The 25,459-nt window shown below is 69.1% G+C and carries 23 protein-coding genes and 1 tRNA gene; 12 read left to right on the top strand and 12 right to left on the bottom strand.

Features of this window, described 5'->3' with window-relative positions:
• Positions 1-21: 21 nt before the first annotated feature.
• From FZN60_RS14605 to FZN60_RS14630, 6 genes are all read right to left on the bottom strand, one after another.
• Positions 22-585: a YfbR-like 5'-deoxynucleotidase gene (locus FZN60_RS14605; protein WP_158874301.1), complete on the bottom strand. Its 564-nt coding sequence runs from the start codon at positions 583-585 to the stop codon at positions 22-24.
• Positions 586-641: 56 nt separating this feature from the next.
• On the bottom strand, positions 642-1,514 hold the full coding sequence (gene ygfZ, locus FZN60_RS14610) for a CAF17-like 4Fe-4S cluster assembly/insertion protein YgfZ (protein ID WP_158874228.1): 873 nt from the start codon (positions 1,512-1,514) through the stop codon (positions 642-644).
• 92 nt (positions 1,515-1,606) lie between these two features.
• Positions 1,607-2,443, bottom strand: coding sequence for a hypothetical protein (locus tag FZN60_RS14615; protein ID WP_158874229.1), 837 nt, complete (start codon positions 2,441-2,443; stop codon positions 1,607-1,609).
• A 78-nt stretch (positions 2,444-2,521) separates the two neighbouring features.
• On the bottom strand, positions 2,522-2,782 hold the full coding sequence (locus tag FZN60_RS14620; RefSeq protein ID WP_158874230.1) for a hypothetical protein: 261 nt from the start codon (positions 2,780-2,782) through the stop codon (positions 2,522-2,524).
• 101 nt (positions 2,783-2,883) lie between these two features.
• Positions 2,884-3,333 (bottom strand): TIGR02301 family protein, encoded by a 450-nt coding sequence (locus FZN60_RS14625; RefSeq protein WP_158874231.1) that lies wholly within the window; start codon positions 3,331-3,333, stop codon positions 2,884-2,886.
• A 91-nt stretch (positions 3,334-3,424) separates the two neighbouring features.
• Positions 3,425-3,883: an NUDIX hydrolase gene (locus tag FZN60_RS14630; protein ID WP_158874232.1), complete on the bottom strand. Its 459-nt coding sequence runs from the start codon at positions 3,881-3,883 to the stop codon at positions 3,425-3,427.
• 45 nt (positions 3,884-3,928) lie between these two features.
• On the opposite strand from FZN60_RS14630, the gene FZN60_RS14635 reads away from it, so the two are divergent.
• A complete protein-coding gene (locus FZN60_RS14635) occupies positions 3,929-4,645 on the top strand; it encodes an SOS response-associated peptidase (protein WP_158874233.1) in 717 nt (238 codons plus the stop codon).
• Between the two features lie 11 nt (positions 4,646-4,656).
• Here the strand turns inward: FZN60_RS14635 and FZN60_RS14640 are convergent, their stop codons facing one another.
• Entirely contained in the window at positions 4,657-4,836 is a 180-nt protein-coding gene (locus tag FZN60_RS14640; RefSeq protein ID WP_158874234.1) for a hypothetical protein, read from the bottom strand.
• Between the two features lie 272 nt (positions 4,837-5,108).
• On the opposite strand from FZN60_RS14640, the gene cysS reads away from it, so the two are divergent.
• The 7 genes from cysS to FZN60_RS14675 all read left to right on the top strand — a co-directional run bounded on the left by cysS (position 5,109) and on the right by FZN60_RS14675 (position 16,876).
• Complete coding sequence (gene cysS / locus FZN60_RS14645; RefSeq protein ID WP_158874235.1) at positions 5,109-6,536, top strand: cysteine--tRNA ligase; 1,428 nt, start codon at positions 5,109-5,111, stop codon at positions 6,534-6,536.
• A 213-nt stretch (positions 6,537-6,749) separates the two neighbouring features.
• Positions 6,750-7,718 (top strand): prolyl aminopeptidase, encoded by a 969-nt coding sequence (gene pip / locus FZN60_RS14650; protein ID WP_199266568.1) that lies wholly within the window; start codon positions 6,750-6,752, stop codon positions 7,716-7,718.
• A 144-nt stretch (positions 7,719-7,862) separates the two neighbouring features.
• On the top strand, positions 7,863-8,681 hold the full coding sequence (locus FZN60_RS14655) for an IS5 family transposase (RefSeq protein WP_158874237.1): 819 nt from the start codon (positions 7,863-7,865) through the stop codon (positions 8,679-8,681).
• 446 nt (positions 8,682-9,127) lie between these two features.
• Positions 9,128-11,347 (top strand): UDP-forming cellulose synthase catalytic subunit, encoded by a 2,220-nt coding sequence (bcsA, locus tag FZN60_RS14660; RefSeq protein WP_158874238.1) that lies wholly within the window; start codon positions 9,128-9,130, stop codon positions 11,345-11,347.
• Positions 11,348-11,373: 26 nt separating this feature from the next.
• Positions 11,374-13,695 carry a cellulose biosynthesis cyclic di-GMP-binding regulatory protein BcsB gene (locus FZN60_RS14665; protein ID WP_158874239.1) on the top strand — a complete coding sequence of 774 codons (2,322 nt, stop codon included), beginning with the start codon at positions 11,374-11,376 and terminating at the stop codon, positions 13,693-13,695.
• Positions 13,692-14,759: a family 8 glycosyl hydrolase gene (locus FZN60_RS14670; protein ID WP_158874240.1), complete on the top strand. Its 1,068-nt coding sequence runs from the start codon at positions 13,692-13,694 to the stop codon at positions 14,757-14,759. The genes FZN60_RS14665 and FZN60_RS14670 overlap by 4 nt, the downstream gene beginning before the upstream one ends.
• Positions 14,750-16,876, top strand: coding sequence for a hypothetical protein (locus tag FZN60_RS14675; RefSeq protein ID WP_158874241.1), 2,127 nt, complete (start codon positions 14,750-14,752; stop codon positions 16,874-16,876). Before FZN60_RS14670 ends, FZN60_RS14675 begins: the two co-directional genes overlap by 10 nt.
• A gap of 112 nt (positions 16,877-16,988) precedes the next feature.
• On the opposite strand, the gene FZN60_RS29160 is transcribed toward FZN60_RS14675, so the two are convergent.
• Positions 16,989-17,375: an EAL domain-containing protein gene (locus FZN60_RS29160; protein WP_158874302.1), complete on the bottom strand. Its 387-nt coding sequence runs from the start codon at positions 17,373-17,375 to the stop codon at positions 16,989-16,991.
• Here FZN60_RS29160 and FZN60_RS14685 point away from each other — a divergent pair.
• Positions 17,357-18,421 carry a hypothetical protein gene (locus tag FZN60_RS14685; protein WP_158874242.1) on the top strand — a complete coding sequence of 355 codons (1,065 nt, stop codon included), beginning with the start codon at positions 17,357-17,359 and terminating at the stop codon, positions 18,419-18,421. The genes FZN60_RS29160 and FZN60_RS14685 overlap by 19 nt on opposite strands.
• On the opposite strand, the gene FZN60_RS14690 is transcribed toward FZN60_RS14685, so the two are convergent.
• A complete protein-coding gene (locus tag FZN60_RS14690) occupies positions 18,406-18,732 on the bottom strand; it encodes a hypothetical protein (protein ID WP_158874243.1) in 327 nt (108 codons plus the stop codon). The genes FZN60_RS14685 and FZN60_RS14690 overlap by 16 nt on opposite strands.
• A 187-nt stretch (positions 18,733-18,919) precedes the next feature.
• On the opposite strand from FZN60_RS14690, the gene FZN60_RS14695 reads away from it, so the two are divergent.
• On the top strand, positions 18,920-19,996 hold the full coding sequence (locus tag FZN60_RS14695) for an acyltransferase family protein (protein WP_158874244.1): 1,077 nt from the start codon (positions 18,920-18,922) through the stop codon (positions 19,994-19,996).
• A 78-nt stretch (positions 19,997-20,074) separates the two neighbouring features.
• Positions 20,075-20,542 carry a hypothetical protein gene (locus tag FZN60_RS14700; protein ID WP_158874245.1) on the top strand — a complete coding sequence of 156 codons (468 nt, stop codon included), beginning with the start codon at positions 20,075-20,077 and terminating at the stop codon, positions 20,540-20,542.
• 383 nt (positions 20,543-20,925) lie between these two features.
• Here FZN60_RS14700 and FZN60_RS14705 read toward each other — a convergent pair.
• The 3 genes from FZN60_RS14705 to FZN60_RS14715 all read right to left on the bottom strand — a co-directional run bounded on the left by FZN60_RS14705 (position 20,926) and on the right by FZN60_RS14715 (position 24,288).
• Positions 20,926-21,015: transfer RNA gene (locus tag FZN60_RS14705), tRNA-Ser, on the bottom strand.
• Between the two features lie 251 nt (positions 21,016-21,266).
• Positions 21,267-23,438, bottom strand: a complete 2,172-nt coding sequence (locus tag FZN60_RS14710) for a GumC family protein (RefSeq protein ID WP_158874246.1) — start codon at positions 23,436-23,438, stop codon at positions 21,267-21,269.
• Between the two features lie 238 nt (positions 23,439-23,676).
• Positions 23,677-24,288 (bottom strand): glutathione S-transferase family protein, encoded by a 612-nt coding sequence (locus tag FZN60_RS14715; protein WP_158874247.1) that lies wholly within the window; start codon positions 24,286-24,288, stop codon positions 23,677-23,679.
• Positions 24,289-24,516: 228 nt separating this feature from the next.
• Between FZN60_RS14715 and FZN60_RS14720 the strand changes: the two genes are divergently transcribed.
• Positions 24,517-25,431: a class I fructose-bisphosphate aldolase gene (locus FZN60_RS14720; RefSeq protein WP_158874248.1), complete on the top strand. Its 915-nt coding sequence runs from the start codon at positions 24,517-24,519 to the stop codon at positions 25,429-25,431.
• The last annotated feature ends 28 nt before the right edge of the window (positions 25,432-25,459 follow it).

Below are 25,459 nucleotides of genomic sequence, written 5' to 3' on the forward strand. Positions count from 1 at the left end.
TCGATCAGCGCGATGAATGATTCAGGGCTGAAGCGCGGCGTCGATTTCGTTGAAGCGATGGAGGAAAGCCACGTCGACCTCGCCGGCGGCGCGCGGCGCGAAGCGGTCGGGGGGAACCGGCTCGCCCTTCGGTCGTCCGAAGAAGCCGGCTGCCTCCTTGGGCGAGAAGCCGGCGAGCATCGTCGCCTCGAAGAAGGCGGAGACCTTGTCCGCCGCCTTGATCGCGCCCGCCACCTCCGCCGGAAGCCGGGTCGGCAGCGAGAAGCGCAGGTGGATCGCGGCCTGCAGCCGATGCTCCACCGCCCGGTAATCCGTGCCGAGCACGTTCTTGAAGGGCGAGATCATGTCGCCGATCACGTATTCCGGCCCGTCGTGGAGGAGTGCCGCGAGCCGCCAGCGCGGATCGGGAATGCTTCGCGCGACAATCTCCTCGACGACCAGCGAGTGCTGGGCAACGGAAAAGGCGTGAGCGCCCGCCGTCTGGCCGTTCCATCGCGCGACGCGGGCCAGACCGTGGGCGATGTCGACGATCTCGATGTCGAGCGGCGATGGATCGAGAAGGTCGAGCCGCCGCCCGGACAGCATGCGCTGCCAGACGCGCGCACTGGCCGTCGCCTTCGCTTTCGACGCCGAGCCGGCCGTCACGCTTCGCGTCCCTCCGGACCGGTCGCGGCGCTCTCGCCGGGGGCGGGCAGGTCGAAGCCCGCCCAGGAAGGCAGGCGGAGCTCGACGGGCACGCCGTCGACGGCGAGCGTCGCGCCGGCGCCCATCGCGTCCACCAGCCGGTCGAGCCGGACGAGGGCGACGCCTTCGGTGCCGACCGCCGACCAGAGCGTGCCGATGGCGCGGCCGTCGGCGAGAACGTCGCTGCCCGGCGTCAGGTGGCGCTCGCCGCTCGCCAGCATCAGCCGGCGCCGCGCCGTGCCGCGGTGCTGCATGCGCGAAACGACCTCCTGCCCGACATAGCAGCCCTTCTTGAAGGACACGCCGCCGTTCTGGTCGAGAAGGACGTCGTGCGGAAAGACGTCGGAGGCGGGAAAATCCGCTTCGGCCTCCACGACGCCCGAGCGCAGGCGCAGCGCGCGGAAATCCTCCGCCCGCGCTTCGACGAGGCCGGCGATCGCGGCCTCGTCATAGGCGCGCCAGACCGGTTCGTCGGGAAAGCGGCGGTCGCGCGCGAATCCCGGACGGGGCGCGTCGCCCTCGTCCCAGAGCGCGGAGACGGGAGCGTCCTCCGGCTCGATCGCGACCTTCGTGCGCAGGCGATACAGTGTCAGGCGCTTGACGAGGTCGGCCCGCGCGCTGGCCGCGACCTCGATCCTGAAGCCGGCTTGCGCGCGCGAAACGAGGAAGTCGAAGAGGATCTTGCCCTGCGGGGTCAGGAGCGCGGAGGGGCGCGCCTCGCCCGGCGGGATGCCGGCGATATCCGCGGTAACGAGGTTCTGGAGGAAGTCCTCGGCCGGCTCGCCGGAAACGACGAGGGTCGATCGGTCGGCAACGCGGGCGAAGGACATGGGAGCGGACTCGGGCTGACGGACTGTTCAATCCGGCAGGTAAGCCGCGGACCGGGGGAGGGCAAGCTCACGCGGTTCCGCTCGCGCATCCCTCAGTCGCCCGCGACGAAAAACTCCAGCCGTCCCTCGGGGCTGATGCCGGCCCGGTAGAAGTTGTAGGCGCCGAAGCTCTTCATCGCTTCGTAGTCGCCGGCGGTGACGAGCTCGAAGAGCTCGACCTTCTGGGACAGGGTCAGGGCTTCGAGGTTCGCCTGCACGAAATAGGGCCAGATGTAGATTTCGGCGTCGGAACCGGCCTCGGCATGGGCGTAGCCGGATTCGAGGATCTCGAGGAGAATGGCGAGGAGCTCGGCTCCTTCGCCGTCTCCGGACGCTTCCTTGAGGTAGGCAATCGGGTCGTCCGGCGTGTCGCCGAAGGTGAGGACGGTCGGCTCCGCGCCGGTTTCGAGATAGGGCCGCAGCTTCTCGACCTCGCCGGTGCGGGCGATCTCCATCAGCTTGCGGCGAAGGTCGCGCACCGGCCGCGGCAGCTCGTCTTCGCCGTAGCGCACGGGCTCGGCGGTGCCGATTGCGGCCGCCCCGGAAGGGCTCGCAGGCTCCTGCAGCTCGTGTGCGGGCGGCGCCGGAGGGCCGGCGGGCGGCGCGGCGGGGCCCGCAGGCGGCACGGCCTCGGCGGGCTGGTCAGCGGCTGCGGGTGCCGGTTCGTCGGCAGGCCCGGGCTCCGGCTGCGGGCCTTCCACGTTGCCCTGCGCTTCCCGCTCCGGCGCGTCGTCGAGCGGGGGCAGGGGGACGGCGATGATGCCTTCCTTGGCCGTCGGCTCGCCCCCTTCGCCGGGATCGATCTGCGAGAAGGCGAGCGCGGCGGTCGCGAAGGACAGGAGGGAGGCCGCCGCGGCGGCGACGCGAAGGGCGTAACGGAGGTCCAGCATCGGCAGCACTCCTTTCCGCTCGCCTCCCGCCGAGCGGCCAGAGAACGGAGGGTGGGGCGCCTGCTCGTCGGGTTCGACTTACTGCAGGCTGCGGTCGGGGCGGAACTCGCCGTGGTTGAGGCGCTCGCGCATCGTGTCGAGCAGTGCGATCACGTCGGCCTCGCCATGGCGGCGCACCAGTTCGGTGAGAGCGGTGGAGATGGCGGTTTCGGCGAGGATCTCGGCCTCGATGCCGTCGCAGATGCCGTCGGCCCAGGCTTCGTTGTGGTACTCGCAGGCGACCTGCTTCTTCTCGGCAACGATCATCTCGTCCAGTTCGCCGCCTTGCAGATCGATCATCGCTTGTCTCCGAATTGATGCGTCCGATTTCACAGACTGTTAAGCCCTAGCACGATCCCGGGAAATGTCGCGGCGCTTTTGCGGCAATTCCTAACGGGTCGTTAATTTCCAAAACGGGTGCTGATTTCGCGCGACAGTGTGGCGCCCTCGGTTTGGTAGCGCGCCACCGCCAGCCGCGCGGCGGGCGTGCAGCGCCGATAGGTGGCCTCGAAGGCGCGGTAGCCGCTGTTGAAGCTCGCCACGAGCTGGCGCCGGTCCGCCTCGCTCGGAGCCTGCGCCGCCAGGAGGTCGCTCATCTTCTGCCGCCAGATTCCGGCCTCGCTGTCGCCGCACAGCGTGCGCAGGAAATGCACCGAGCCGAGAATGGAGGACAGGCGCGAGAGCGGCGCCATGTAGGCGGCGTTCGACGTGGGCGGACGCGCTGTCGCGGCGGCATCGCCGTCCGCTTCCTCGCCCTGCACGGCAGGCGCGTCCGGCGGCTCCTGCGCCGCGGCCGCGAAGGGGCCGGCAAGAAAAAGGGCGACCAGAAGGGCCGACAGCGGCAGGCGCATGGGGCGGCGGCTTATCCGAGAAACGAAGCGAAGCGGGAGTGGCGCGAACGCCTTTAAACGAGCCTTGCCGCCCGATCACGGCAAATCTTCGTCAGGTGCCGCGAATTTCGGCGACGTCCCCGATCCGCGCCGCGGCCTCTGCGACGATCGGCGCGAGCCCGTCGGTCAGCCGGCCTGCGGATTGCATGCCGTCGAGAACCGCGATCGGGTGCAGCGCGATCGCTGCCGCGTCGTCACCGGCGAGCGGCTGGGCACCGGCCGGCAGGTGGCCGGCGAAGACGGCGATCACGACGTGGATGCCAGCTTCGACGTCGATCGCCTCGTGAAAGCGCAGGAAGCCGAGGTCGGCGACGTCGAGGCCGGTTTCCTCCCGCACCTCGCGCCGAATGGCGTCGGCGAGGCTTTCGCCGAACTCGACGCGGCCGCCCGGCAGGCTGAGCTTGCCGGCAAAGGGCGGGCGCCCGCGCTCGACGAGAAGCACCTCGCCGTCGGCGAGAAGGCAGGCGGAAACGCCGAGGACGATGCGGGGCGGCGATTGGGGATGGGTCATGGTGCCGGCTTGACCCATGGCGCGGCGGCGGGTCAAGCCGGCACCATGACCAAGCGCTTCGCCTTGACCCACGCGCCCCATGACGTTGCCGACGCCCTGCGGCTCGGCGCGCTCGATCCGTTCCCGCCGCGCTACAACATCGCGCCGACGCAGCCGGTGCTGCTCGTCTTCGGGGACCGCTCGCGCGTCTACGATCGCGCCGAGCCGCCGGTGCGGCGGGCAATGCTGGCGCGCTGGGGCTTCATTCCGGGCTGGGCGAAGGACCCGGCCGACGTGCCGCTCCTCGTCAACGCGCGGTGCGAGACGGCCGGCGAGCGGCCGGCCTTTCGCGGCGCTCTTCGCCACCGACGCTGCCTGCTTCCGGCGAGCGCCTTTTATCTTTGGCGCGAGGCGGGAACGCCGCGCTCGACGCCCTTCCTGGTTCGACCGCGCGACGGCCGAGTTCTGGCACTGGCCGGCCTCTTCGAAACCTTCATGGCGGCGGACGGCAGCGAGATCGATACCGTTCTGATCCTGACGCGCGAGGCGTCGCGTCCGCTCGCCTCGATCGCCGATCGCGTGCCGATCGCCGTGTCGTCCGGCGACCAGGAGCGCTGGCTCGACTGCGGAACCGCCGAGCCGGGCGACGTCGCCGACATCCTGGCGCGCCCCGCGCCGACGGAGGCCTTTGAAACGGTCAGGCTGACGAGCCTCGTCAACGACCCGGCCCACATGGGCCCGGAGGTCCAGCGCCCGGCCGAGGCGCCGGGCGACGAGGCGTGAGCCCGCGCGCCTTACTCGGCCGCGGCGAGGGCCGGCAGCGCCGCCGCGTCGTTGTCGGCCTTGGGCTTGGAGCGCACGGCCTGCGAAGCGGCCGCGATCGCGGCGATGCCGATCTCGCGGTAGTTCTGGACGAGGAGCACTTCCTTCTCTCGTTCGGCGCGCGAGCGGAAGGTGATCGACTGGGCACTCATGGGGTTCAAAGGTCCGTCTGTTTGCGTGGAGGCACCATTCAGCGCCCCGGATTGAGACAGATTAGCGACCAGTCCTAAGCCTTCGTTGAACAAGATTGTTATCCCCCGTTCATCAGCCGCGAGGGTGGCGCGGCGGGCACAGCGAAAGCCGCCGCAGCGGCAAGGATTTTGCGCGCGAAGGGTGGCGGTCCGGGAAGTGACGCGCTAGCCACGGCGTCGCCGCCGGGACGCGCTCCCGGCGCATCGAACAATCGAGGCGACGGAGCCCGGACATGGACGACGGATTTCGCGGACTGACGCTCTGGAACACGATGAGCCGCGCCAAGGAAGCGCTTCGGCCGCTCGACTGGCGGAACGCAGCCCTGCCCGAAGCCGACAAGCACGTGCGCATGTATGTCTGCGGGCCGACCGTCTACGACTTCGCCCATATCGGCAACGCCCGGCCGGTGATCGTCTTCGACGTCCTGTTCCGCCTGCTGCGCCATCTCTACGGCGAGGCGCACGTCACCTATGTCCGGAACATCACGGACGTCGACGACAAGATCAACGCGCGGGCCGCGCGCGACCATGCCGGCCTGGCGCTGAACGAGGCGATCGCCCTCGTCACGGAGCGCACCGCCGCGCAGTTCCACGCCGACATCGCCGCGCTCGGCTGCCTGCCGCCGACGGCCGAGCCGCGCGCCACCGCCTTCGTGTCACCGCGCGCGGACGGCAAGCCCGACATGATCTCGATGATCGGGACCCTCATCGAGAAGGGCCACGCCTACCAGGCGGGCGGCGAGGTGCTGTTCGACGTCTCGTCCATGGCCGACTACGGACAGCTCTCGCGCCGCCGCCTGGAGGACCAGATCGCCGGCGCCCGCGTCGCCGTCGACGCGCACAAGCGCAATCCGGCCGACTTCGTCCTTTGGAAGCTCTCGGACGCCAACGAGCCGGGCTGGGACAGCCCCTGGGGCCGCGGCCGGCCGGGCTGGCACATCGAGTGCTCGGCCATGTCGGCGGCCTATCTCGGACCGCATTTCGACGTCCACGGCGGCGGGCTCGACCTCATCTTCCCGCACCACGAGAACGAGATCGCGCAGTCGCGCTGCGCCCACGGCACGCACGCCATGGCCGAGATCTGGATGCACAACGGCTTCGTCCAGGTCGACGGGCGCAAGATGGCGAAGTCCGACGGCAACTTCTTCACCATCCACGAGCTGCTCGGAACGACGCGCTTCGGCGGCCGCCAATGGCCGGGCGAGGTGCTGCGCCTCGCCATGCTGAAGACGCACTACCGCGAGCCGATCGACTTCACCGCGGCCAAGCTCGATGAAGCGCTGCGCGAGCTCGATCGCTGGGAACGGGCGAGCGCAGGCGCGACGGCGGGCACCGAGCCCGACGAAGCGTTTCTCGCCGCACTCCTCGACGATCTCTCGTTGTCGCAGGCCTTCGCGCGCGTCCACGAACTCTTCGACGCGGGGCGCGCGGCCGAGGCCCTGGCCAGCCTGCACCTCGTCGGCATCGATCCCGTGCGCGAGCAGGCGGTGGGGGAGGGCGTCGCCGCCCGGATCGCGGAACGGCTGGAACTCCTCAAGGCGCGCAACTTCGCCGAGGCCGACCGCGTGCGCGACGCCCTCCTGGCCGAAGGTATCCAGCTCAAGGACGGCAAGGATCCCGCGACCGGCAAGCGCGTGACCACCTGGGAGCTCAAGCGCTGACCGTCTTGTGAGCCGGTTTTCGGCGGACTAGGTTTGTCGACTTACGTTCGCCGCGGTGCCGCTGGTCGATGATCGTGCCATCGTCGCGGCGACGCCTTCCACGGTCTCCTCTTCGCCCACGCGGCGTCGAGGGGCTCACCTTCGTGCCGCACACGCCCTCGTCCCGCGCTGTCCCGGCGCCATCCTGACGGCATGAGCATTTCACCGAACGGCATGACCGACACGTTCCGAAAGCCCTATCCACCGATCGAGCCGCTGCGTACCGGGCGCCTGGACGTCGGCGACGGGCACGTCCTCCACGTCGAAGAGTGCGGCAACCCCGAGGGGAAGCCGGTGATCTTCCTGCATGGCGGGCCCGGCAGCGGCTGCTCGCCCCAGCACCGGCGCTTGTTCGATCCGCAGCGGTGGCGCATCGTCCTCTTCGACCAGCGCGGCTGCGGCCGCTCGAGCCCGCTCGGGCGCCTCGAAGCCAACGCGACCTGGCACCTCGTCGCCGACATCGACCGCATCGCCGACGAGCTGAAGCTCGATCGCTTCACGCTCTTCGGCGGCTCCTGGGGCGCGACGCTGGCGCTCGCTTACGCCCAAGCCAGACCGGACCGCGTCGAGGCGATGATCCTGCGCGGCGTCTTTTCCGGACGGCGGGCGGAACTCGACTGGTTCTACCGCGAGGGCGCGAGCCGGCTCTTTCCGGACCATTGGGCGCGCTTCGCGGAGCACATCCCGCCGGAGGAGCGGCACGATCTCGTCGCCGCCTACGGCCGGCGGCTCGACGACCCGGATCGGAATGTGCGCGCCCGTGCGGCAGCGCGCTGGACCGCGTGGGAAACGGCGACGGTGATGCTGCGCGACCGCCCCTTCGCACCGTCCAGCCCTGGCGACGCGGCACCCCTGGCGAGCGAGGGGACGATCGCCTTCGCCCGGATCGAGAACCACTACTTCCGCCACGCCCTCTGGCTGGAGGAGGGGCAGCTCATCGCGGGCGCCCACCGCCTCGCGGACGTTCGCGGCCGCATCGTCCAGGGGCGCTACGACGTCGTGACGCCGGCCGTCACCGCCTACGACCTCGCGGCGGCCTGGCCCGGCTCGGAGCTGCGGATCGTGGAAGCGGCCGGCCACGCCTTCGCCGAGCCCGGCATCCTGCACGAACTCCTCGAAGCCACCGACGCCTTCGCCGCCTGACGGTAAATTCGGCTGGCAGAACGCCAGTTGCGCCGTTTGCCGGGTCAGAGCCCGTTTCATAACGGCTGCGTTGGGGCTTGCGAGGGGTTGAGCGACGAGGATCGCGCGCGTTTCGGGAGTATCTGACGCTTCCGAGATCGCCCCATGTGGACCCCCGCCGCCCGCGCGCAGCTTGCGCGTTCGCCCGATACTTACTCAACCTCGCTGACCGACGCCGAGTGGAGCGTCGTGGCGCCGTTCCTGCCTGCTCCGGCTCGGACAGGCCGTTCCCGCCGATGGCCGATGCGAACTATCATGGACGCGATCCTCTACGTGCTCAGGACGGGTGGAGCCTGGCGACACCTACCTCGCGAGTTCCTTCCTTGGCCAAGTGTGCACCGCTGGTTTGTGCGCCTAGCCCGCACCAGCGTGTTCGAGCGCCTCGCCCATGCGCTGACAATGGCCGATCGCGAGCGAGCGGGACGCGAAGCAAGCCCGACCGCTGCCGTCATCGACGCCCAGGCCGCGCGCTCGGGCGGCACAGGCGTTTCAGGGGACCGCGGCTTCGAGCCGGCCCGCCGCGTGGTCGGACGCAAGCGTCACGCCATGACCGACACGGATGGACGCGTGCTCGTGGCCACCGTCTCGCCTGCCAACCTTCACGACAGCCACGGCGGCGTGGCGCTGCTGCGCGCCTCGCGCCGACCATGGCCCTTCCTTGTCTGCTCCTTCGCCGACCGCGCCTATGCGGGCAAGCGGGTCGCTCAGGCCACCTGCGTCAAGGTCGCCATCGTCGGGACAGCGCCGGGGCAGAAGGGCTTTGCCGTGCATCCCAGGCGATGGGTCATCGAGCGCACCTTCGGTTGGCTCGCACGATGCCGCAGGCTTGCCCGCGACCATGAGGCGACACCCTCCTCGGCACTCGCCTTCTTCATGCTCGCCGCCGCCATGATCCTCGTCAGACGCCTCGCCAAGCACTTATGAAACAGGCTCTAACAAACCGACAGCGCGATTCGTCGCATGGACCGCGCGCGTCCGTAAGCCTCGCCGAGGATCGCGAGGCGGAAGCACGCGTTTCGGCTGGCAGTCCGCCGCCGCCTTCGCCTGCATTATTTTCAAACAGGCCGCTCGATCTGCAGCCGGTCCATGGCGGAATCGGACAGCAACAGGGTGCCTCCAAAGGGGGGCTATTTGCTGGACGCAGGTTCCGTTGCGCTTGACGTCGCGATGATCGCATCCCAGCGGCGTCGCTGACGATCGGTAAGACTTCCAGGCAGCCTCGCTAAAAGAGCTAAAAATCTAATATATTTCGAGCAAATTGAGCCTGTTAGCCCATTAACTCTGCATTAAGACTTCGGTTGCGACGTAGAGTAATGTCAATCATATGCACTGGGGGTGAGATGAACTCGAAATCATAAAAGGGGCAACGGATGCGTGCTTCATTTGCAGGTATACTCTGGCTGCTGAGTGCGGCAGCCTTCCTGTTTCTTATCGCGCAGCCCATCAGTACGGACGTCCAGTGGCTGACGGCCGCCACGGCGATCGGCATCGGTGTCTGCATCTACGTGCTCCGGCTTCAGGGGCCCTGGCGCTTCGTCTTTCTTGCCGTCACCTCGGTCGTCGTTCTGCGCTACGCATATTGGCGCACGACCGCGACGCTGCCCTCGCTCGACGATCCCTTGAGCTTCGTACTCGGTATGACCCTTTACGGGGCCGAAATGTACTGCCTGCTCATGCTGGCGATGAGCCTGTTCGTCGTCGCCGATCCCATCGACCGGGCCCCCGCGCCCTTCTATCCCGACGCGGACTTGCCGAGCGTCGACGTGTTCGTCCCGTCCTACAATGAGTCCAGCGAGATCCTGTCGCTGACGCTCTCGGCCGCCAAGGCGCTCGATTACCCCGCCGAGAAGCTCACCGTCTGGCTGCTGGACGACGGCGGCACGGATCAGAAGCGCTTGTCGCGCGATCCCAAAGTCGCGGCTGCCGCGATCCGCCGCAGCGAGGAGCTTCAGGAACTCTGCCGGGCGCTCGGCGTCTCCTATCTCACCCGTGCCGCCAACCTGCACGCCAAGGCCGGCAACCTCAACAACGGCCTCGCCAATTCCCGCGGCGAGCTGGTGGTGGTCTTCGATGCCGACCATGCTCCGGCGCGCGAGTTCCTCCAGGAAACGGTCGGGCACTTCAAGCGCGATCCCAAGCTCTTTCTGGTCCAGACCCCGCACTTCTTCTCCAATCCGGACCCGCTGGAGAAGAACCTCGGCACCTTCCGCTCGATGCCCTCCGAGAACGAGATGTTCTACCACACGATCCAGAAGGGCCTGGACAAGTGGAACGCGGCCTTCTTCTGCGGCTCCGCGGCGGTTCTGCGCCGCGCGGCGCTCGAGCGGGTGGGCGGCTTCTCCGGCGTCTCGATCACCGAGGATTGCGAGACCGCGCTCGACCTCCATTCGAAGGGCTGGAACAGCCTCTACGTCGACAAGCCGATGGTTACCGGCCTGCAGCCCGACACGCTGGCTTCCTTCATCGGGCAGCGCTCGCGCTGGTGTCGCGGCATGATCCAGATCCTCCTCCTAAAGACCCCGGCCTTCCGGTCTGGCCTCACCTTCGCGCAGCGCATCTGCTACATGTCGAGCGGTATGTTCTGGTTCTTCCCGATCATGCGGATGATCTTCCTGGTCTCGCCGCTGCTGTTCATCCTCTTCGACTTCAAGATCTTCAACGCTTCGGTCGACGAGTTCGTCTCCTATACCGTGACCTACCTCGTCGTCGGCGAGCTGATGCGCAACTACTTGTACGGACGGGTCCGCTGGCCCTGGGTGTCCGACCTCTACGAATACATCCAGTCCGTCTACCTGTTCCGTGCCATCCTGTCGGTGATCGTCAACCCGCGCCGTCCCACCTTCAACGTCACCGATAAAGGCCAGACCCTCGACCGCGACCGCCTGTCGGAGCTCGCTTGGCCCTACTTCCTCATCTTCGGCGTCCTCGCCGTCGCGATGGGCGTCGCCGTCTACCGCTTCCAGACCGAGCCCGAGATCGGCGGCATGCTCCTCGTCGTCGGCGCCTGGAACCTCATGAACCTCATCGTCGCCGGCGCGGCCCTGGGCGTCGTGGTGGAGCGCCGCGAGCGTCGCCAGTCGCCCCGCCTCTCGACGGCGCGACGCGGCGTCCTGGTGGTGGACGGCTCGCAGCGCTTCGCGGTCGATGTCGACGACGTGTCCCTGAGCGGCGCCCGCCTCCTACCCAAGGCCGCCATGCCCGCCCTCGGACGGGCCGCCAGCCTGCGCCTCGAGGTTCTCGACGAGGATGGGCTTGAGCTGCGAGGCGCCGTGCCGGTCAGCCTCGTCGATGTCTCCGGCAGCGATACGGAGACCGTTCTCGGCATCCGTTTCGACGCCTCGCCGACCGAATACGGCGTGATCGCCGACCTCATGCTGGCCGACATGGAGCCCATTCGCCAGCAGCGGGCTCGACGTCGCCGCAGCCGCGGCATCGTCTCCGGCAGCCTCGGCTTCATCCGCTGGAGCGTGGCGCACCCGCTGAATGCCTTGCGCCACCTGGTCTTCGACCGGGACCACTCGCAGGCCCGGGACATCGAAAGCGCGGCCGCTCCCGAGCGCGCGCCCAACACAGGCGCCGTCGGCGCCTGATCGAAACGCTCGAACGGAGGGACGTCATGGTCTCCAAGATGCGCATCCTGTCCGGGCTGCTCCTGTCCGGTGCCGCTCTCGCCCCCTGCCTGCCCGCCGGAGCCCAGACGGTCCCGGTGGCCCCCGCCTCGGCCTTCGCCGTCGCATCACCGTCACCGGCCGCGGCGAACGCGACGGTTGCGCCGACCCTGCGGCGCTTCGGCGACAGCCAGGCGGCGCTCACCTTCTCGGGCGAGATGGCCGACGCGAGCCTGCCCTTCTTCGTCACGGCGGAGGAAACGTCACGGCCCGCCCGCCTCGTTCTCGCCCTGACCGGCGCGGTGTCGATCGCGCCGGAAACCTCCAACATCCAGGTCTTCGTCAACGACGTCGCGGTCACCTCGACGAGGCTGGGGAGCGATGCGCGCCTCGCCGTCGACCTGCCGCCGGGCCTGCTTCAGCCCGGCTACAACGCGGTGCGCTTCGCCCTGACGCAGCACCATCGCGTCGACTGCTCCATCAACGCCACCTACGAGCTCTGGTCGCGCATCGATCCGGCGGCGAGCGGCATCGACTTCGGGCTCGGCGTCACGCGGCTGGCGGGTCTGGGAGAGCTTCCGGCGCTCGGCCGCAACGGCGGCGAGCCGCTCCTCGTCCGCGGCATCCTGCCGCCGAACGCTGGCCCCGACGCGATCGGCACCGTCATGGAGGCCGTCCAGGCCGCCATCCTGCTCGGCGGCTTCAACGGTGCCGCGGTGGAGTTCGGCGAGGGGCCCGGCACCGGTCCCGGCCTCGATGTCGCCGTCGGAACGCCGGCCGATCTGGCGGCCGCGGGACTGCCCGTCGTCGCGGCCAGCCCCAACACGACGGTTCCCGGCGTCGCCTTGCTTCAGCCCGCGCCGAGCGGGCGCGCCCTCCTGGCGGTGTCGAGCGCGACGGCGAGTGAGCTGTCCCGCACCGTCTCGCTCCTGGCCGCCGAGGTGTCCGAGACGAGCGCGGCCGGCACCCCCGCCGGGCTTCGCGCCCACGACGAGCAGAACGGCCACGCTCTCGGCGCCGGCCGCGCCGCTTCGCTCGCCGAACTCGGCTTCGTGTCCAAGGAATTTGCCGGCCGCTTCTTCCGCGACGAGGTCGCCTTCACCTTGCCCGCCGACTTCTATGCCGCCGACTATGCCGACGCCTCGCTGGTGCTCGATGCGGCCTATGCCGCGGGCCTCGGTTCCCAGGCCCGGCTCCTGGTGCGCGCCAACGGCCGCGAAGTCTCCTCGCTGTCGCTGAGCTCGGCCCGTGCCGGCCGGATCAGCCGCCAAGCCTTGCGCATCCCGCTCGGCGCCTTGAAGCCCGGCCGAAACATCCTGTCCTTCGAGGCGAACCTCGCCCGCGACAGTGACGCCGTCTGCGATCCCGCGGCCGAGGCGAGCCCCGCGGTGCGCTTCGCCCTGTCCGACACCTCCGTCCTGAAGATGCCGTATCTCGCGCGCATCGGGCACCTGCCCGACGTCGCCGCCTTCGCCGGCGGCGGCCAGCATCGGGGCGGCGATCGCGACGGCCTCACCGTACTCGTCCCGGGCCTCGATCCTGCGGGCCTCGGCGCCGCGGCCTCGGTGCTATCGCGCACGGCCCTCGCGGACGGGCGTACGCACAAGGTGCGCCTCGTCTCAGCCCTGCCCGTCGGCGAGACCGGCGACGTCCTGGCCGCCGGCACCTACGCCTCGCTGCCGGTCTCCCTGACCCAGGCGGTACGCCTCGATCCGGTCGAAGGGGCCAGCGCTGCGACGCTCGGCGAGGACGCGCCTGCAGAGGGCGGCATCCTGTCGATCGCCGCCAACGCGGCGACCGGCCCGTCCAACCTCCTCGCCGCCTTCTCCGATACGGCCGACCTGAAGGACGAGTTCCTCGCCTTCGTCGAACCCGCGGCCCGCTCGTTCCTCGACGCCTTCGGCTGGTCCTCCGAGGTCTTCGGCGACGAGCCGGCCGGCGCCGCGGTAAAGCCCGGCGCCGACACGCTGGTGACCCTCGCTCAGGCGCCGATGGCAGGCTCCGCCTCGACCGCCTGGACGGTGATCGCCGCGCGCACCTCCGAGGAGCTGGAGCAGGGCGCTCGCAGTCTCGTCCAGCCCGATGTCTGGCCGCGCATCGAGGGCGCCGCCACGCTCCTGTCGCGCGACGGCACGGTGTCGACGGTGGCGGCGCAGGGCGAGCGCCTGTTCCAGACGCAGCCCTTCTCCATCCAGAACAGCCGCTACATCCTGGCGGGCTGGTTCTCCCGCCATACCGAGAACTATCTGTTCGTCGTCATGCTGCTCGGCCTGCTTCTCGCGGCCACGACGCGCTTCTTCCTGCGCGGTATCGGCAAGGGCGGCAAGTGAGCCGGTTCCTGCCCATGCTGACCGCGGCCGTGCTGTCCGGTGCCGCCGTCGGCAGCGCTGCTCCGGCGCCCGTTCTCCCGGGCGACTACGTCACGGGGTCCTTCGCCCTGTATCGTAGCCTGTTCATGACGAGCGACGGGCGGATCGTCGACAAGGAAAACGGCGGCATCAGCCACAGCGAGGGGCAGGGCTACGGCATGCTCATGGCCGTCGCCGCGAACGACCGCGCGGCATTCGACGACCTGTGGGCGTGGACGAAGCGCGAGCTCTTCCTGCGCGAGGACGGTCTCGCGGCCTGGAAGTGGGACCCCAGCGCGACGCCGCACGTCGCCGACCGCAACAATGCGACCGACGGCGACCTACTGATCGCCTGGGCGCTGCTGCGCGCCGGACATCGATGGGAGGCGCCGGATCTGCGGGACGCGGCGCTCGCGCTCGCCGACGCCATCGCCGAGCACGCCGTCCTGCACACCGACGAGGGTGCCATGCTGCTGCCCGGCGTCGACGGCTTCGCCGAGGGACGGCCGGGCGCGCCGGTCGTCAACCTGTCCTACTGGGTCATGCCGGCCATCGCCGAATTGGCCGCTGCATCGCCGAACTTCGCGGACCTGCATCTCGAGGCGAGCGGCGCGAGGCTCGCCGCGCGCTTGGCGGAGGCCGGCTATCCGCTTGCGCCCGACTGGGCCGCCCTCGGCGGCGAAGCGATCGGACCTGCCGATGGCTTCGAGCCGCTGTCCGGCTACAACGCGGTGCGCGTGCCCCTCTATTTCGCCTGGGCCTCGCGCGACAACGCGGCGATCGTCGCGCCTTACGCGAAGGCCTATTCGGCGCCGAAGCCGAACGACGGACCGGCCGTCTTCCGGCTCTCGCCCGACGAGGCCGTGCCGGTCGAGCCCATGCTGGATCCCGGCTACCAGGCCCTTGTCGACGCCCTCGTCTGCAGTCTCGGCGAGCAGGCGAAGGCGCCGGCGACCGCCGCCTTCGCGCCCACCACCTACTACGCCAGCACCCTTCACATTCTCAGCCAGATGGCTCTCTCGGAAAGGTATCCGCAATGTCTCTGAAGGGCCCCACAACGCTTCTGTCCGCCACCTTCCTCAGCGTCGCGGTGACCTGGGCCGCTCCCGCCGGCTTCGGCGGCATCCCCGCCGCCCCGGCTACCAGCGCAAGCGCCGTCCCGGCGGTCCCGGCGTCGCCGCGCGTCGCGGCCAAGACGTACGACAACGAAGCGCTCGCCCGCAGCACCTATCCCGGCCTGAACGAGATCGTTCCCGCGATCGCGAGCGCGGCGCCCGATACGGCGCTGCCTGCCCCTCCGCTGCCCGCTGCGCCGCCGCCTGTTCCCGCTGCCGGCGCGGTTCCCGGTGCCAATCCCTTCGTCGCCGTGACCGCGCCCCAGCCGGCGCCCGCCGCCGCCTTCGCCATCCCGGGCCAAGCGGCGACCGCTGCCGCCGCTCCGGGCATCAGCGCTCCGGCTTTCGCCATGCCGACAGCCGCCGCCGCCAGCGGCGCGACCGCTCAGCCGGTCGCAAACGCCGTGGACGAGCGGGCGCTTCGCTACTACGCCTCGACCCGAGACCTCGGCCGCGTCGGCGCCGAAATCCGTCGCCTGAAGCTGCTGCATCCGAACTGGGCGCCGCCCGCCGACCTGTTCGTCGAAGTGAACCAGGTCGAGGAGCAGCCGTTCTGGGACCGCCTGGCGGCCGGCGACGTCGCGGGAGCCCGCGCAGCCATCGACGCGGAGCGTGAGCGCACGCCCGACTGGACGCCCTCGGCGGACCTGACGACCAAGCTGGCGGACGCGGAGGCCCGCGGCGCACTCGCCGCGGCCGCGGCTGCCGCGAACTGGCCCGCGGTCATCGCCGCCGCGCAGGAGCGGCCGAGCCTTCTCGTCTGCGGCGAGATGAACGCCCTCTGGCAGGTGGGCGAGGCCTATGCCCGGCTCGGCGACATGGCGCGCGCCTACGACCTCTACGCTTACATCCTCGCCCATTGCGAGGTTCCGGCCGAGCGCCTCGCCAGCTGGCAGAAGGCGTCCGGCCTGCTGCCGCCGGAGGGCCTGAGCGCCCTGTCCGCCTTCGCCCGGATCGCCCCGAACGGGGCGGGCGAGTTCGACAGCGTGCGCTTCGCCGACCTGCGCTCCGCGATGGGCGCGGTGGCGGCCGGCACGTCCACCGACCCGGTGGACGCCGATCGCCTCGCCACCTTCGGCGCCCTTGTCGCCAAGACCCGCTCGGCCGAGGACGCGGCGCTGATCGGCTGGTATGCCTATGGCCTCCAGGAATGGAGCACCGCCGGCGGCTGGTTCCAGGCGGCGATGAGCTGGGGTCGCGATCCGAAGTTCGTCGAGGGCTACGTCCTGTCGCTGCGCAACGGGGGCGACGTTTCCAAGGCCCTCGACCTCGCCTATGCCAAGCGCGCCGCCTCGCCCGATCTCGCCAAGATCTACATCGAGATGATGTCCGAACGCCTGACGGGGGAGGACGGCGAAGTCGCCGACGCCGTCATGGCGAGCGAGGGCGAGAGCGCGATCGATCCGGACATGCTGAAGCGCTTCAGCGCCTTCGTCGTCGACAAGCGCTCGGCACTCGGGGCCCAGTCCATCGGCTGGCACCTGTTCAACCAGGACAAGGTGACGGAAGCCGGCGAATGGTTCGAGAAGTCCGTCGACTGGAAGCCGACCGAAGAAGGCGTGACGGGCCTTGCGTCGGTCGCCGCCCGCCAGAACGACCCCGAGACGGTCGCCGCGCTGAAGGCGCGCTACGGCGAGACCTTCCCTCAGCTCTCCGACTTCGAGGTGGCGGCCGCCGCGCCCGAGCGTCCGGCTGCCGGCTCCACCCGGAGCACCCGCCGCGCCTCGGTGCAGTCGTCGTCCAGGGCCTCGACGCACGGCTCCGTGCGGCGCACGAAGGGAGGGCGCGACGCCATGATGTCCCAGGCGCAGGCGCAGTTCGACGCCGGCCGCTACGAGGCGGCGTTGGCGACGCTCGATCAGCGCCAGGCATCGCGCGGCAAGTCCCGCGATGCCGAGCTCCTGCGCGGCTGGGCAAACCTCAAGCTCAGCCGCTGGCGCGAAGCCCGCGCCGTATTCAAGGCGCAGGACGAGATCCGCTCCACGCGCGACACGCGCTTCGGCATGGGCGCGGTCTCCAATTCGCAATATCGCATGTGGCCGGAATAGTCCGGCGCAGGAGCGCGGCGGGGCATCCTCCCGCCGGAATGGCATCATTCAGCGCCTGCCGGTCATCCCCGGCAGGCGTTTCCATGTTTGTGCTTCCGGGAAGCCGAAGGTCCTATCCGCCGAACATCCGGGCACGTGCCGGTCTGCCGAGGAGGAAGCCTTGAGCGAGATGGGCGCCCATGCTGCGCAGCTTGGCGAGTTCGCTGGCCGTCTCCACGCCCTCGGCCAGGACGCGGCTGTACACAGTGGCGGCGTAGCGGATGAGCCCGGACAGGAGCGCCTCGCGGGAGGGGCAGTGATCGACGTCGCGCACGAGGCTCATGTCGACTTTGATGAAGTCCGGCCGCAGTTCGAGGATGTGCTGGAGACTCGCATAAGCTGGCGAGCCTCCAGGAGAAGTTCTTCCGCTACAACGGCCTGTCCTGGTGGACGGACGTTCAGCGTGCGACGGCCGCCCGCACGATCGCCGCCGAGATGGGTATGCGTGCGAAGACCGGATTCGGCGATCTCCCGCCGGCCTATCGGCACGTCCTCGGCCTGCATGGCATTGACGAAGCGCAGTGGGATGCGATCCGTCAGGCTCAGTTCCGCACCGACGAGGGCGGCATCTACGTCACGCCCGACCGGATCCGCGATCTGCCCGACGAGGTGATCCTGCCGACCGTCGAGGGCCGCATCGCCGCCGCGCGCGCCGCGCTGAAGGTCGACGAGGCGAAGTCGAAGCGCACGCGCGAGGAGCGGGAGGCGAAGCTGGCGGAGCAGACGGGCGAGATTGTCGCCGATGGCCGCCGCCGCCTTGAGATGGCGCTTCTGCGTTTCGTGGCCGACGAGACGAACTATGGCCTGATCGAGGTCGATGCGCGCACGCGACGCACGATGACGGCCGGCGATCGGCCCGGGACCGTCGCGGGCGAGGCCATCCGCTTCATTGGCCAGTTCAAGGGCTTCCCGGTGGCATTCACGCAGCGCGTCGGCGGACGGGTGCTCTACGGGCATCGCAAGGATGCCTCGTCCCTCGACCGATCGGCTCACGTTGGCTCGCTTCTCGCCGGCCTCACCATGGCCGGCTACATGTCGATCGTCGTCAAGGACATGCTGCGTGGCTACTGGCCGCCGCGCGACCCCATAGACCCGGAGACCTGGGGCGCGGCCTTCATCCAAGGCGGCGTCACCGGCATCTACGGCGACTTCCTCTTCGGCTCAGTAAACCGCTGCGGCGGTGGCTTGCTGGACACGATCGCGGGACCGACGACCGCGGAGTTCGCAGCGCTCGGCGAGGTGGCCCTTAAGACGCGCGACGCCGTCATCGGCAAGGTAACGGGGCAGGAGGCGAAGGCGCCGGCCACCGAGGCGCTGACGCTCGCGCTCGGGAACACGCCTTTCGTGAACCTATTCTACGTTCGCCCCACGCTGGACTTCCTGATCGTGAACCAGCTATGCAACGCCATCTCGCCGGGTTACATGAAGCGGCAGGAGAAGCGGCGCATGACGGACTATGGTCAGTCGACCGTGCCCTATCTCGGGGATCGTCAACTGCTCAACTGAGCGAGGACGAAGAGCGCCGCGCCGCCTACCGTAAGCGCCAGCCACCCCATGACGGTGACAAATATGATAGCCGCAAAGCCGCGCAGGCCGGCGGCCAGATAGCCAAGGGCCGCAGCGAAAATCAGGATGACGGCCACGCCAAAGAGTGCCGCATCCATTCCGCGCAACCGGGTTTCCTGCAGGAAGAGGCCGGCCACGGTCGCGATGGAGGCGACGATGAATAAGGCCTGCCACCACTCGACCTCACGCTGGCGCGTCGGCAGCCGCTCGATAGCTGACCAGACACGGGCATAGAGGCGGAGAAGGGCCATTTCACGAGATGTCCTTGAATGGCGAGAAGGCCGCCTGCCGCGGTTGGCCAATTCATGCCCAGCGGGGGCTACGAAGGCAATGCGGCCCGCACGTCATGCGTGCTCAGGCGGCTCACAGCAGAGGCCGTAGCGTGGCCGCGGCGGTTGGGTTAGTACCCCGCTCCAATGATAACCTGCGAGGGCGGCGATGGGGCGAGAGAACGGGTTCACGGCGCTTCGGCTTATTGCGGCCGTCCTCGTCATCTTCACCCATCCCTACGTTCTCGGCGCCAACATCGCCGACCCTGTGCAGGCGGCAACGGGGCTCCTGCCGGCCAGCACGGTCGGCGTCGACTTGTTCTTCGTCGTCAGCGGATACCTGATCAGCGGCTCGCTTCGTCGCAGCGCGAGCTTCGGCGATTACTTACGCAACCGCGCATTGCGCATTCTGCCGGCGCTCTTCGTGCTCTGCGCCGTCACTGTATTCGTGATAGGCCCCCTTGCCACGACGAGCGACAGCTATTTTCGGGAGAGCGAGACCTACGCCTACTTCCGCAACGCTCTTGTCTACGCATGGCAGCCCTTCCTTCCCGGCGTGTTCGAGACCAACACGACGCCCGTCGTCAACGGCTCGCTTTGGACGTTGCCGATCGAAGCGACCTGCTACGGTTTTCTCCTAGTCATGGCCTGGTGCGGCTGCTTCAACTGGCGCGGCGCGCTGGTCCTGATGCTGATGTGCTACGCTCTCGTCGTGTCGCAGGCCTTCCCTTTCGGGCAAATCTTGTTCCACTACGAAGGGGGCATGGAACTCCGCAACCTCAGCCGCTTCACCGCGCTATTCGCTGGCGGCGCACTGATCAAGCTCATCGACCGGCCCTGGACGGTCTCGCCCGCCGTCACCCTGTTGGCGGGTCTCGGCGTCGCGGCGGCGCTGGCCGCCGGCCAGATCGACTGGCGATGGTTCCCGGCGATCTATCTCCTCGCTTGGCCCTGGCTGGTCATCGGACTTGCCGCCCGCCTCTCCGCCTTCAGCGCGCTCGACCGCGTCGACATCTCGTACGGCCTCTACCTCTACGCCTTTCCAATCCAGCAGCTCCTCGTTCAGGTGAACGGTGGGGCCATGGACCCGATCACCCTCTTCCTTATCTCGGCGGCCGTGACCACCATACTCGCGCTGGCCTCCTGGTTCCTTATCGAGCGACCGGCCATGCGCCTCAAGGCCGGCGGCGCAGCGTTCCGGCAGCATCGGAGCTTCGACGGGCACGTGGCCGGGCGCCTCCGCTAAGTCCAAAGGGCGGAATGCGGGAGCGATCACCGCAACAACCCTCCACTTCTACGGTGCCTCGACCGAATCGAGGCGCCCATGACCGTTTCTTCCACGACCCTCCGCTCCGGACCCTATGCCGGCAACGGCAGTTCCGTCAGTGTTCCCTACGCCTTTCGCGTTCTGGCATCGTCGCACCTGAAGGTCCTCTGCACCGTCGGCGTCACGAGCTCGACGGTCGACCCGGGCAAATACACGGTGTCGGGCGTGGACGCGGCGAACGGCGGCGCCGTGACCTTCGGGGTCGCACCGCCGGCCGGAACGCAGATCACCATCCTACGGAACGTCCCGTTCACGCAGGACCTCGATCTGGAGAACCAGGGCGCGTTCTCGGCGGAGAGCATCGAGCGCGCGCTAGACCTTGGGGCGATGCGCGATCTGCAGATCCTGGAAGTCGTCAGCGGGAACGGGGACGGGGGCGGGAGCGGGAGCTCGGGCAACACGATCGGCGACATCATCGGCTTCCGCTTGGCGCGCTTCTCAGCCTTGGGCCGGCGTCGCCGCTGAGGCCATGGCGCCTCGCCGGCAAAACGGAAGGCGTCGAAGTCCCAGCGCGGCGGCGAGAGGATCGAGAAGGTGGTGAAATCGCCCCGCCGATAGCCGACATCCATCGCGGCCACCAGGCCCATCATGCCATGGAGGCTCATAGCGACGCCCTCGGGAGCTTGAGCCCCAGCGCCGGCACCTTCACCGAGCGCATGGCCGCGACTGACTTGGCGATCGCCGCCTTCATCTCGTCGGAGAGGGAGGGCGAGGCACTTTGCGGAAATCTTGCGGGAAGCTCGTTGAAACGGGCGTCTGTTCTCGTCCTGTACCGCTTCTCGGCGGCACGTGCAGACGAGAGATGCCGCTCGCGCAGCATCTGAAATCCTAATGATTCCGATGTTTTGTGGCGGAGAGGATGGGATTCGAACCCACGATACCGTTTCCGGTATACTCCCTTAGCAGGGGAGCGCCTTCGACCACTCGGCCACCTCTCCACGCGGCGGGGATAGCATATTCCCGCCGCTTCGCAAGCCGTCTCGGCAGAACCGCGCGGAAACTTGCCGCCGATCAGGCCGCCATCAGGGCGCGCCGCTGCAGCCGGTTCGGCACCGCCAGCCCTCCGCGCCGACGCTGACGTCGCTCAGGATGTGGCTCGTCTCTGGTGGCGCGGCTCACCCTTGCGCGGCGCGCCCGGCGGGGCGTACGGCCACCTAAAGGCGAAGGCGGCGCACGCTTGCCCGCGCACTTATCCCGCCGACGTTCCGTAGAGACGTGTGGTACGGCCGCTCCGGCCGTTGAGAACGAGAAGCGTTTCGCCGCGCCCGTCTGCCGCTTCCGTCAGGCTGGCAAGGGCGTTGGAAACGGCTCTGCGCGGCGTGCGTCCGGCCTTGACCACGAAGGCGAAGAGGTCGGCTTTGCCGGCGACGTGCAGGGCGTCGATCACCGGCTCGACCGGCGGCGTGTCCAGGACGACGATGTCGAAGATCGCCTGCATGGCTTCCAGGAGTTCGCCGAAGGCGGCGCTGCGCAGCAACGCGTCGGCGTTCACCGAGGCCATGTCGCGGCCGGGAATGACGCGCACCGTGCTCAGCGGATCCTGCATGGCGAACCCGCGCCGCCCGTCGGCCGGCAGGCTGCCGTCGAGGAGATCGGCGAGCGCGGCCGCGGGGTCGAGGCCGAGCTGCCGGTGGATGCTCGGGCGCCTCAGGTCGCAGTCGATCACCAGGACACGCCGCCCGTCGGCCGCCCAGGTCCGCGCCAGAGCGAGGGCGAGCGTGGTCTTGCCGTCGCCCGGCAGCGCGGACGTGACCATCACCACCGCTCCGCAGCGGGGCAGGCGCAGCGGCCCGGGACTGCGGCCGGCGAGCGCCCGGTCGGCGGCCGCGCGCAGGCGGCGCAGGCTTTCGGCGGCGGGCGAGAGCGGCTCGTCGACGATCTCGTCGGCGACCGTGAGCTGGTCGGGTGCGCCTCGGATCTTCGGCACCAGACCCCCGACCCGGCGCCCCGTTATCGCGTGAAGCTCCTCGGCCGAGGTGAAGCCGCCCCGTCTCGCGTCGAGAAGCCAGCCGACGCCCAGAGCCGCGCCGGAAGCGATGAGGATGGAGACGGCGACGGCGAGCGGCACGTTGGGGAAGGCGGGCGCGACCGGAGCGCGGGCTCGCGAAACGATCCGGCTGTCGGCCACCTGAAGAAGCGCCTGCGCGTCGAGCTGCTGCAAGCGCGAGAGAAGCGTCTGGTAAAGCGTCGCCGCATTCTTGGAGGCCTTCAGGATCTCGTGGAACCGAGCCTGGATGTCGGGGGGGAGGCCGGCGTGCAGGAGCGCCGCATTCAGTTCCTGGCGCGCGGCGGCGATGCGCGTCTCGCCGTCCGACAGCGCCGCTTCGAGGGACGCGATCCGTTCCTGTGCCTGCGTCGACACCGAGGCCTCGACGGCCGCGAGCTCGGCGCGAAAGCCGGTTTCCGGGGCGCTGCCAGGCGTCGCGCCGGCGAGCGCGCGCATGATCCGGCTTCGCTGCCGCGCCAGTTCCTCGGCCGCGTCGTCGTCGAGCTGCGCGAGCAGCGCCGTCCAGTCCTTGCGCTCGACCTCGCTTCTCAGGACCCGGACCGTCTCGCTCGTTTGGGCCTGCTCGGCGACGAGATCGCGCAGGGCCGCGTGCAGGGTCAGGAGGTCCGCCTGCCCGGTAGACGAGACCAGCGCGTCGAGATTGTCCGACACGGACTGGCTGAAGGCGGCCTCCGCCTCCACCAGCGTCTGCCGGGCCCGTTCGAGCTGGCGCTCGAGTGCTTCGCGGGCCAGGAGCATCGCATCGACCTTGGAGCCGATCTGCTGGCGAATGTAGACCTCCACCACGGCGTTCGCGAGCGTCGCCGCGCGCTCGGGCGAGATCGAGCGCAGGCCGACCGAAACGAGGCCGGTCTGGCCCTGGCGGCGCACGGTGAGCGCGCCGCGCAGGTTGTCGAGAACGGCGCTCAGCGCATCCGGGCCGGACGGCGCCGCGCCGCCGAGCCGAAGCGCGACGCCGATCTTTCCGGCGAGCCCGAGACGGGCGCCGAATTCCGGATCCGCGACGAGGTTCGTCGCTTCGATGACCTCGAGCAGGATTCCGTCGGAGCGCAGGATGCCCACCTCGCCGTCGACGGTGTCGCCGTCCGGGGCCGGAGCGTCGGCGTCCGGCTGAAGAAGGTTCTGCGGGCTCGCATCGACGAGAACGATCGCCGACGCATCGAAGCGCGGAGACAGGAAGGCGAGAACAAGGCCGGCGGCGGCGAGCACGGCGACGAGCGTGAGCAGCATGGGGCGCGCCTGCCGGCCCACCATGCCCCCGAAGCCGGCGAGGCTGAAATCCATCGGCATGCCGGCGGGAGCTGGATCAGCGGGGAGCGTCGATCGCGGATGATCGAGATGAAGGCTCGTCATGGATCGCTCCCCGCGCGATCGCGCGAGGCCGGGAGCACCGTCATCGCCGGCATCGTGGAAGGCACCATCGCCACCGCCTGGACCAGGAGACCAGCATCGACGAGCCGATGCCTCGCCGAACGAGATTAACTCAAGGCGTGTGGATAATCTCTCCCTTTGGTTGTGGTAAGGTTGTGGATTTTGATCTCACCCTTAACGCGTCGAATGTGCCGAACCGACTCATTGGCTCGGCGGAGCGTCAGCCGGCGTTGACGCGCCGATGGGCCTCGCGGCCGACGCAGCGTTCGATGTAGCTTTGAAGGACGAAACTGTCCTTCAGCCGCGGTGCGCCGAACATCGAGCCGAAGGAAAGCTGCGAGGCGATGTAGAGGTCGGCCGCACTGAAACCGTCGCCGAGAAGATACGGCGTCTTCCCGAGCGTTCCTTCCAGCGCGCTGACGACGTCGTCGAAGGTGCCCCAGCCGACCGTCGAGCGGGGCAGGGGAGCGGCCTCCTTGCGCATCATCACCTCGGTCATGGCGGGTTCGAAGCAGCCGCTGCCGAAGAACAGCCAGCGGTAATAGGCGCCGCGCTGGGAACTGGTGGGCGCCGGCGCAAGACGAGCCTCGGGATAGGCATCGGCCGCCCAGGCGACGATCGCCGGCGTCTCGGTGACGACGGTGCCGTCGGGGAGGAGAAGCGTCGGCACCTTGCCCATCGGGTTCAGCGCCAGGAAGTCCGGGCGCCGGGTGTCGCCGGCCTGAAAGTCGACGGGCACGAGGTCGTATTCGGCGCCGGCTTCCTCGAGAGCCCAGTGCGCGATCACGGCGCGGCTCTGCGGATTGTGGTACAGCTTCAGGTGGTCGGCCATGATCGGTTCCCCCAAGGATCGAGCGGGCGTGCTGCAGGTCCTCCGCGGGCCCGCGTGCACGCCCAAACACGCATCTTAACGGTGGTTGAAGACGACCCTTCATTCAACCGATTTTAATGGCGAAGCGCGGTCCGGCCTCTCTGGACGGGACGCCCGGCTACCGACACAAGGAGTGTCAGGCCGACAGCGGCCAAGACCGTCCGAGATGAAGGCGAAGGTGATTCTCCCATGATCCGCACAGAAACAGTCCGCAAGATCCTGTCCTGGTACGAGGGTGAAACACCCGGCCTCAAGGCGAACCTGTCACGCCTGCTGATGCATGGCCGCCTCGCCGGCACCGGCCGCCTCGTCATCCTTCCGGTCGACCAAGGCTTCGAGCACGGTCCCGCGCGCTCGTTCGCGCCGAATCCGGCCGCCTACGACCCACATTATCTCTACAACCTCGCCATCGAGTCCGGCGTGTCCGGCTACGCGGCGCCGCTCGGTCTCCTGGAGCAGGGCGCCGACACCTTCGCCGGCGAGGTTCCGCTGATCATGAAGCTGAACAGCGGCAACTCGCTCGCCGCCGGTTCCAACGATCAGGCGCTGACGGGCACGGTCAAGGACGCGCTGCGCCTCGGCTGCGTGGGCGTCGGCTTCACCATCTATCCCGGCTCCGACAAGTTCTACGACATGCAGGAGGAGCTGCGCGAGCTGACCTACGAGGCCAAGAGCCAGGGTCTCATGACCGTCGTCTGGTCGTATCCGCGCGGCGGCAAGGTGTCGAAGGAAGGCGAGACCGCGCTCGACATCATCGCCTATGCCGCCCACATGGCCGCGCTGATGGGCGCGACGATCATCAAGGTGAAGCTGCCGAGCGACTACATCGACCTGAAGGAAGCCAAGTCGACCTACGAGAAGAACCACGTGCCGAGCGCGACGATCGCGGAGCGCGTGCAGCACGTCATGCAGGCTTCGTTCGCCGGCAAGCGCATCGTGGTCTTTTCCGGCGGCGCGGCCAAGACGCGCGAGGAGCTGCTCGACGAGGTCCGCGGCATCCGCGACGGCGGCGGCAACGGCTCGATCATCGGCCGCAACTCCTTCCAGCGCGAGAAGTCCGAAGCCCTGGCGCTCCTCGAAGAGGTCATGAGCGTCTACGCCTGAGGGCGTTTCGCGCCATCCGACGACGCAC

Origin of the sequence: Antarcticirhabdus aurantiaca (assembly GCF_009765365.1) — a bacterium.
Lineage (GTDB): Bacteria > Pseudomonadota > Alphaproteobacteria > Rhizobiales > Rhizobiaceae > Antarcticirhabdus > Antarcticirhabdus aurantiaca.

Coding starts and splice junctions, on each gene's coding strand:
- ygfZ (WP_158874228.1), bottom strand. CDS start 1,514: ATGTCCTTCGCCCGCGTTGCCGACCGATCGACCCTCGTCGTTTCCGGC.
- FZN60_RS14625 (WP_158874231.1), bottom strand. CDS start 3,333: ATGCGCCTGCCGCTGTCGGCCCTTCTGGTCGCCCTTTTTCTTGCCGGC.
- FZN60_RS14685 (WP_158874242.1), top strand. CDS start 17,357: ATGCGTGCGAAGACCGGATTCGGCGATCTCCCGCCGGCCTATCGGCAC.
- FZN60_RS14630 (WP_158874232.1), bottom strand. CDS start 3,883: ATGACCCATCCCCAATCGCCGCCCCGCATCGTCCTCGGCGTTTCCGCC.
- FZN60_RS14675 (WP_158874241.1), top strand. CDS start 14,750: ATGTCTCTGAAGGGCCCCACAACGCTTCTGTCCGCCACCTTCCTCAGC.
- FZN60_RS14700 (WP_158874245.1), top strand. CDS start 20,075: ATGACCGTTTCTTCCACGACCCTCCGCTCCGGACCCTATGCCGGCAAC.
- FZN60_RS14665 (WP_158874239.1), top strand. CDS start 11,374: ATGGTCTCCAAGATGCGCATCCTGTCCGGGCTGCTCCTGTCCGGTGCC.
- FZN60_RS14615 (WP_158874229.1), bottom strand. CDS start 2,443: ATGCTGGACCTCCGTTACGCCCTTCGCGTCGCCGCCGCGGCGGCCTCC.
- FZN60_RS14620 (WP_158874230.1), bottom strand. CDS start 2,782: ATGATCGATCTGCAAGGCGGCGAACTGGACGAGATGATCGTTGCCGAG.
- FZN60_RS14640 (WP_158874234.1), bottom strand. CDS start 4,836: ATGAGTGCCCAGTCGATCACCTTCCGCTCGCGCGCCGAACGAGAGAAG.
- FZN60_RS14690 (WP_158874243.1), bottom strand. CDS start 18,732: ATGGCCCTTCTCCGCCTCTATGCCCGTGTCTGGTCAGCTATCGAGCGG.
- pip (WP_199266568.1), top strand. CDS start 6,750: ATGACCGACACGTTCCGAAAGCCCTATCCACCGATCGAGCCGCTGCGT.
- FZN60_RS14720 (WP_158874248.1), top strand. CDS start 24,517: ATGATCCGCACAGAAACAGTCCGCAAGATCCTGTCCTGGTACGAGGGT.
- FZN60_RS14715 (WP_158874247.1), bottom strand. CDS start 24,288: ATGGCCGACCACCTGAAGCTGTACCACAATCCGCAGAGCCGCGCCGTG.
- FZN60_RS14710 (WP_158874246.1), bottom strand. CDS start 23,438: ATGACGAGCCTTCATCTCGATCATCCGCGATCGACGCTCCCCGCTGAT.
- bcsA (WP_158874238.1), top strand. CDS start 9,128: ATGCGTGCTTCATTTGCAGGTATACTCTGGCTGCTGAGTGCGGCAGCC.
- FZN60_RS14605 (WP_158874301.1), bottom strand. CDS start 585: ATGCTGTCCGGGCGGCGGCTCGACCTTCTCGATCCATCGCCGCTCGAC.
- cysS (WP_158874235.1), top strand. CDS start 5,109: ATGGACGACGGATTTCGCGGACTGACGCTCTGGAACACGATGAGCCGC.
- FZN60_RS14655 (WP_158874237.1), top strand. CDS start 7,863: ATGTGGACCCCCGCCGCCCGCGCGCAGCTTGCGCGTTCGCCCGATACT.
- FZN60_RS14695 (WP_158874244.1), top strand. CDS start 18,920: ATGGGGCGAGAGAACGGGTTCACGGCGCTTCGGCTTATTGCGGCCGTC.
- FZN60_RS14635 (WP_158874233.1), top strand. CDS start 3,929: ATGACCAAGCGCTTCGCCTTGACCCACGCGCCCCATGACGTTGCCGAC.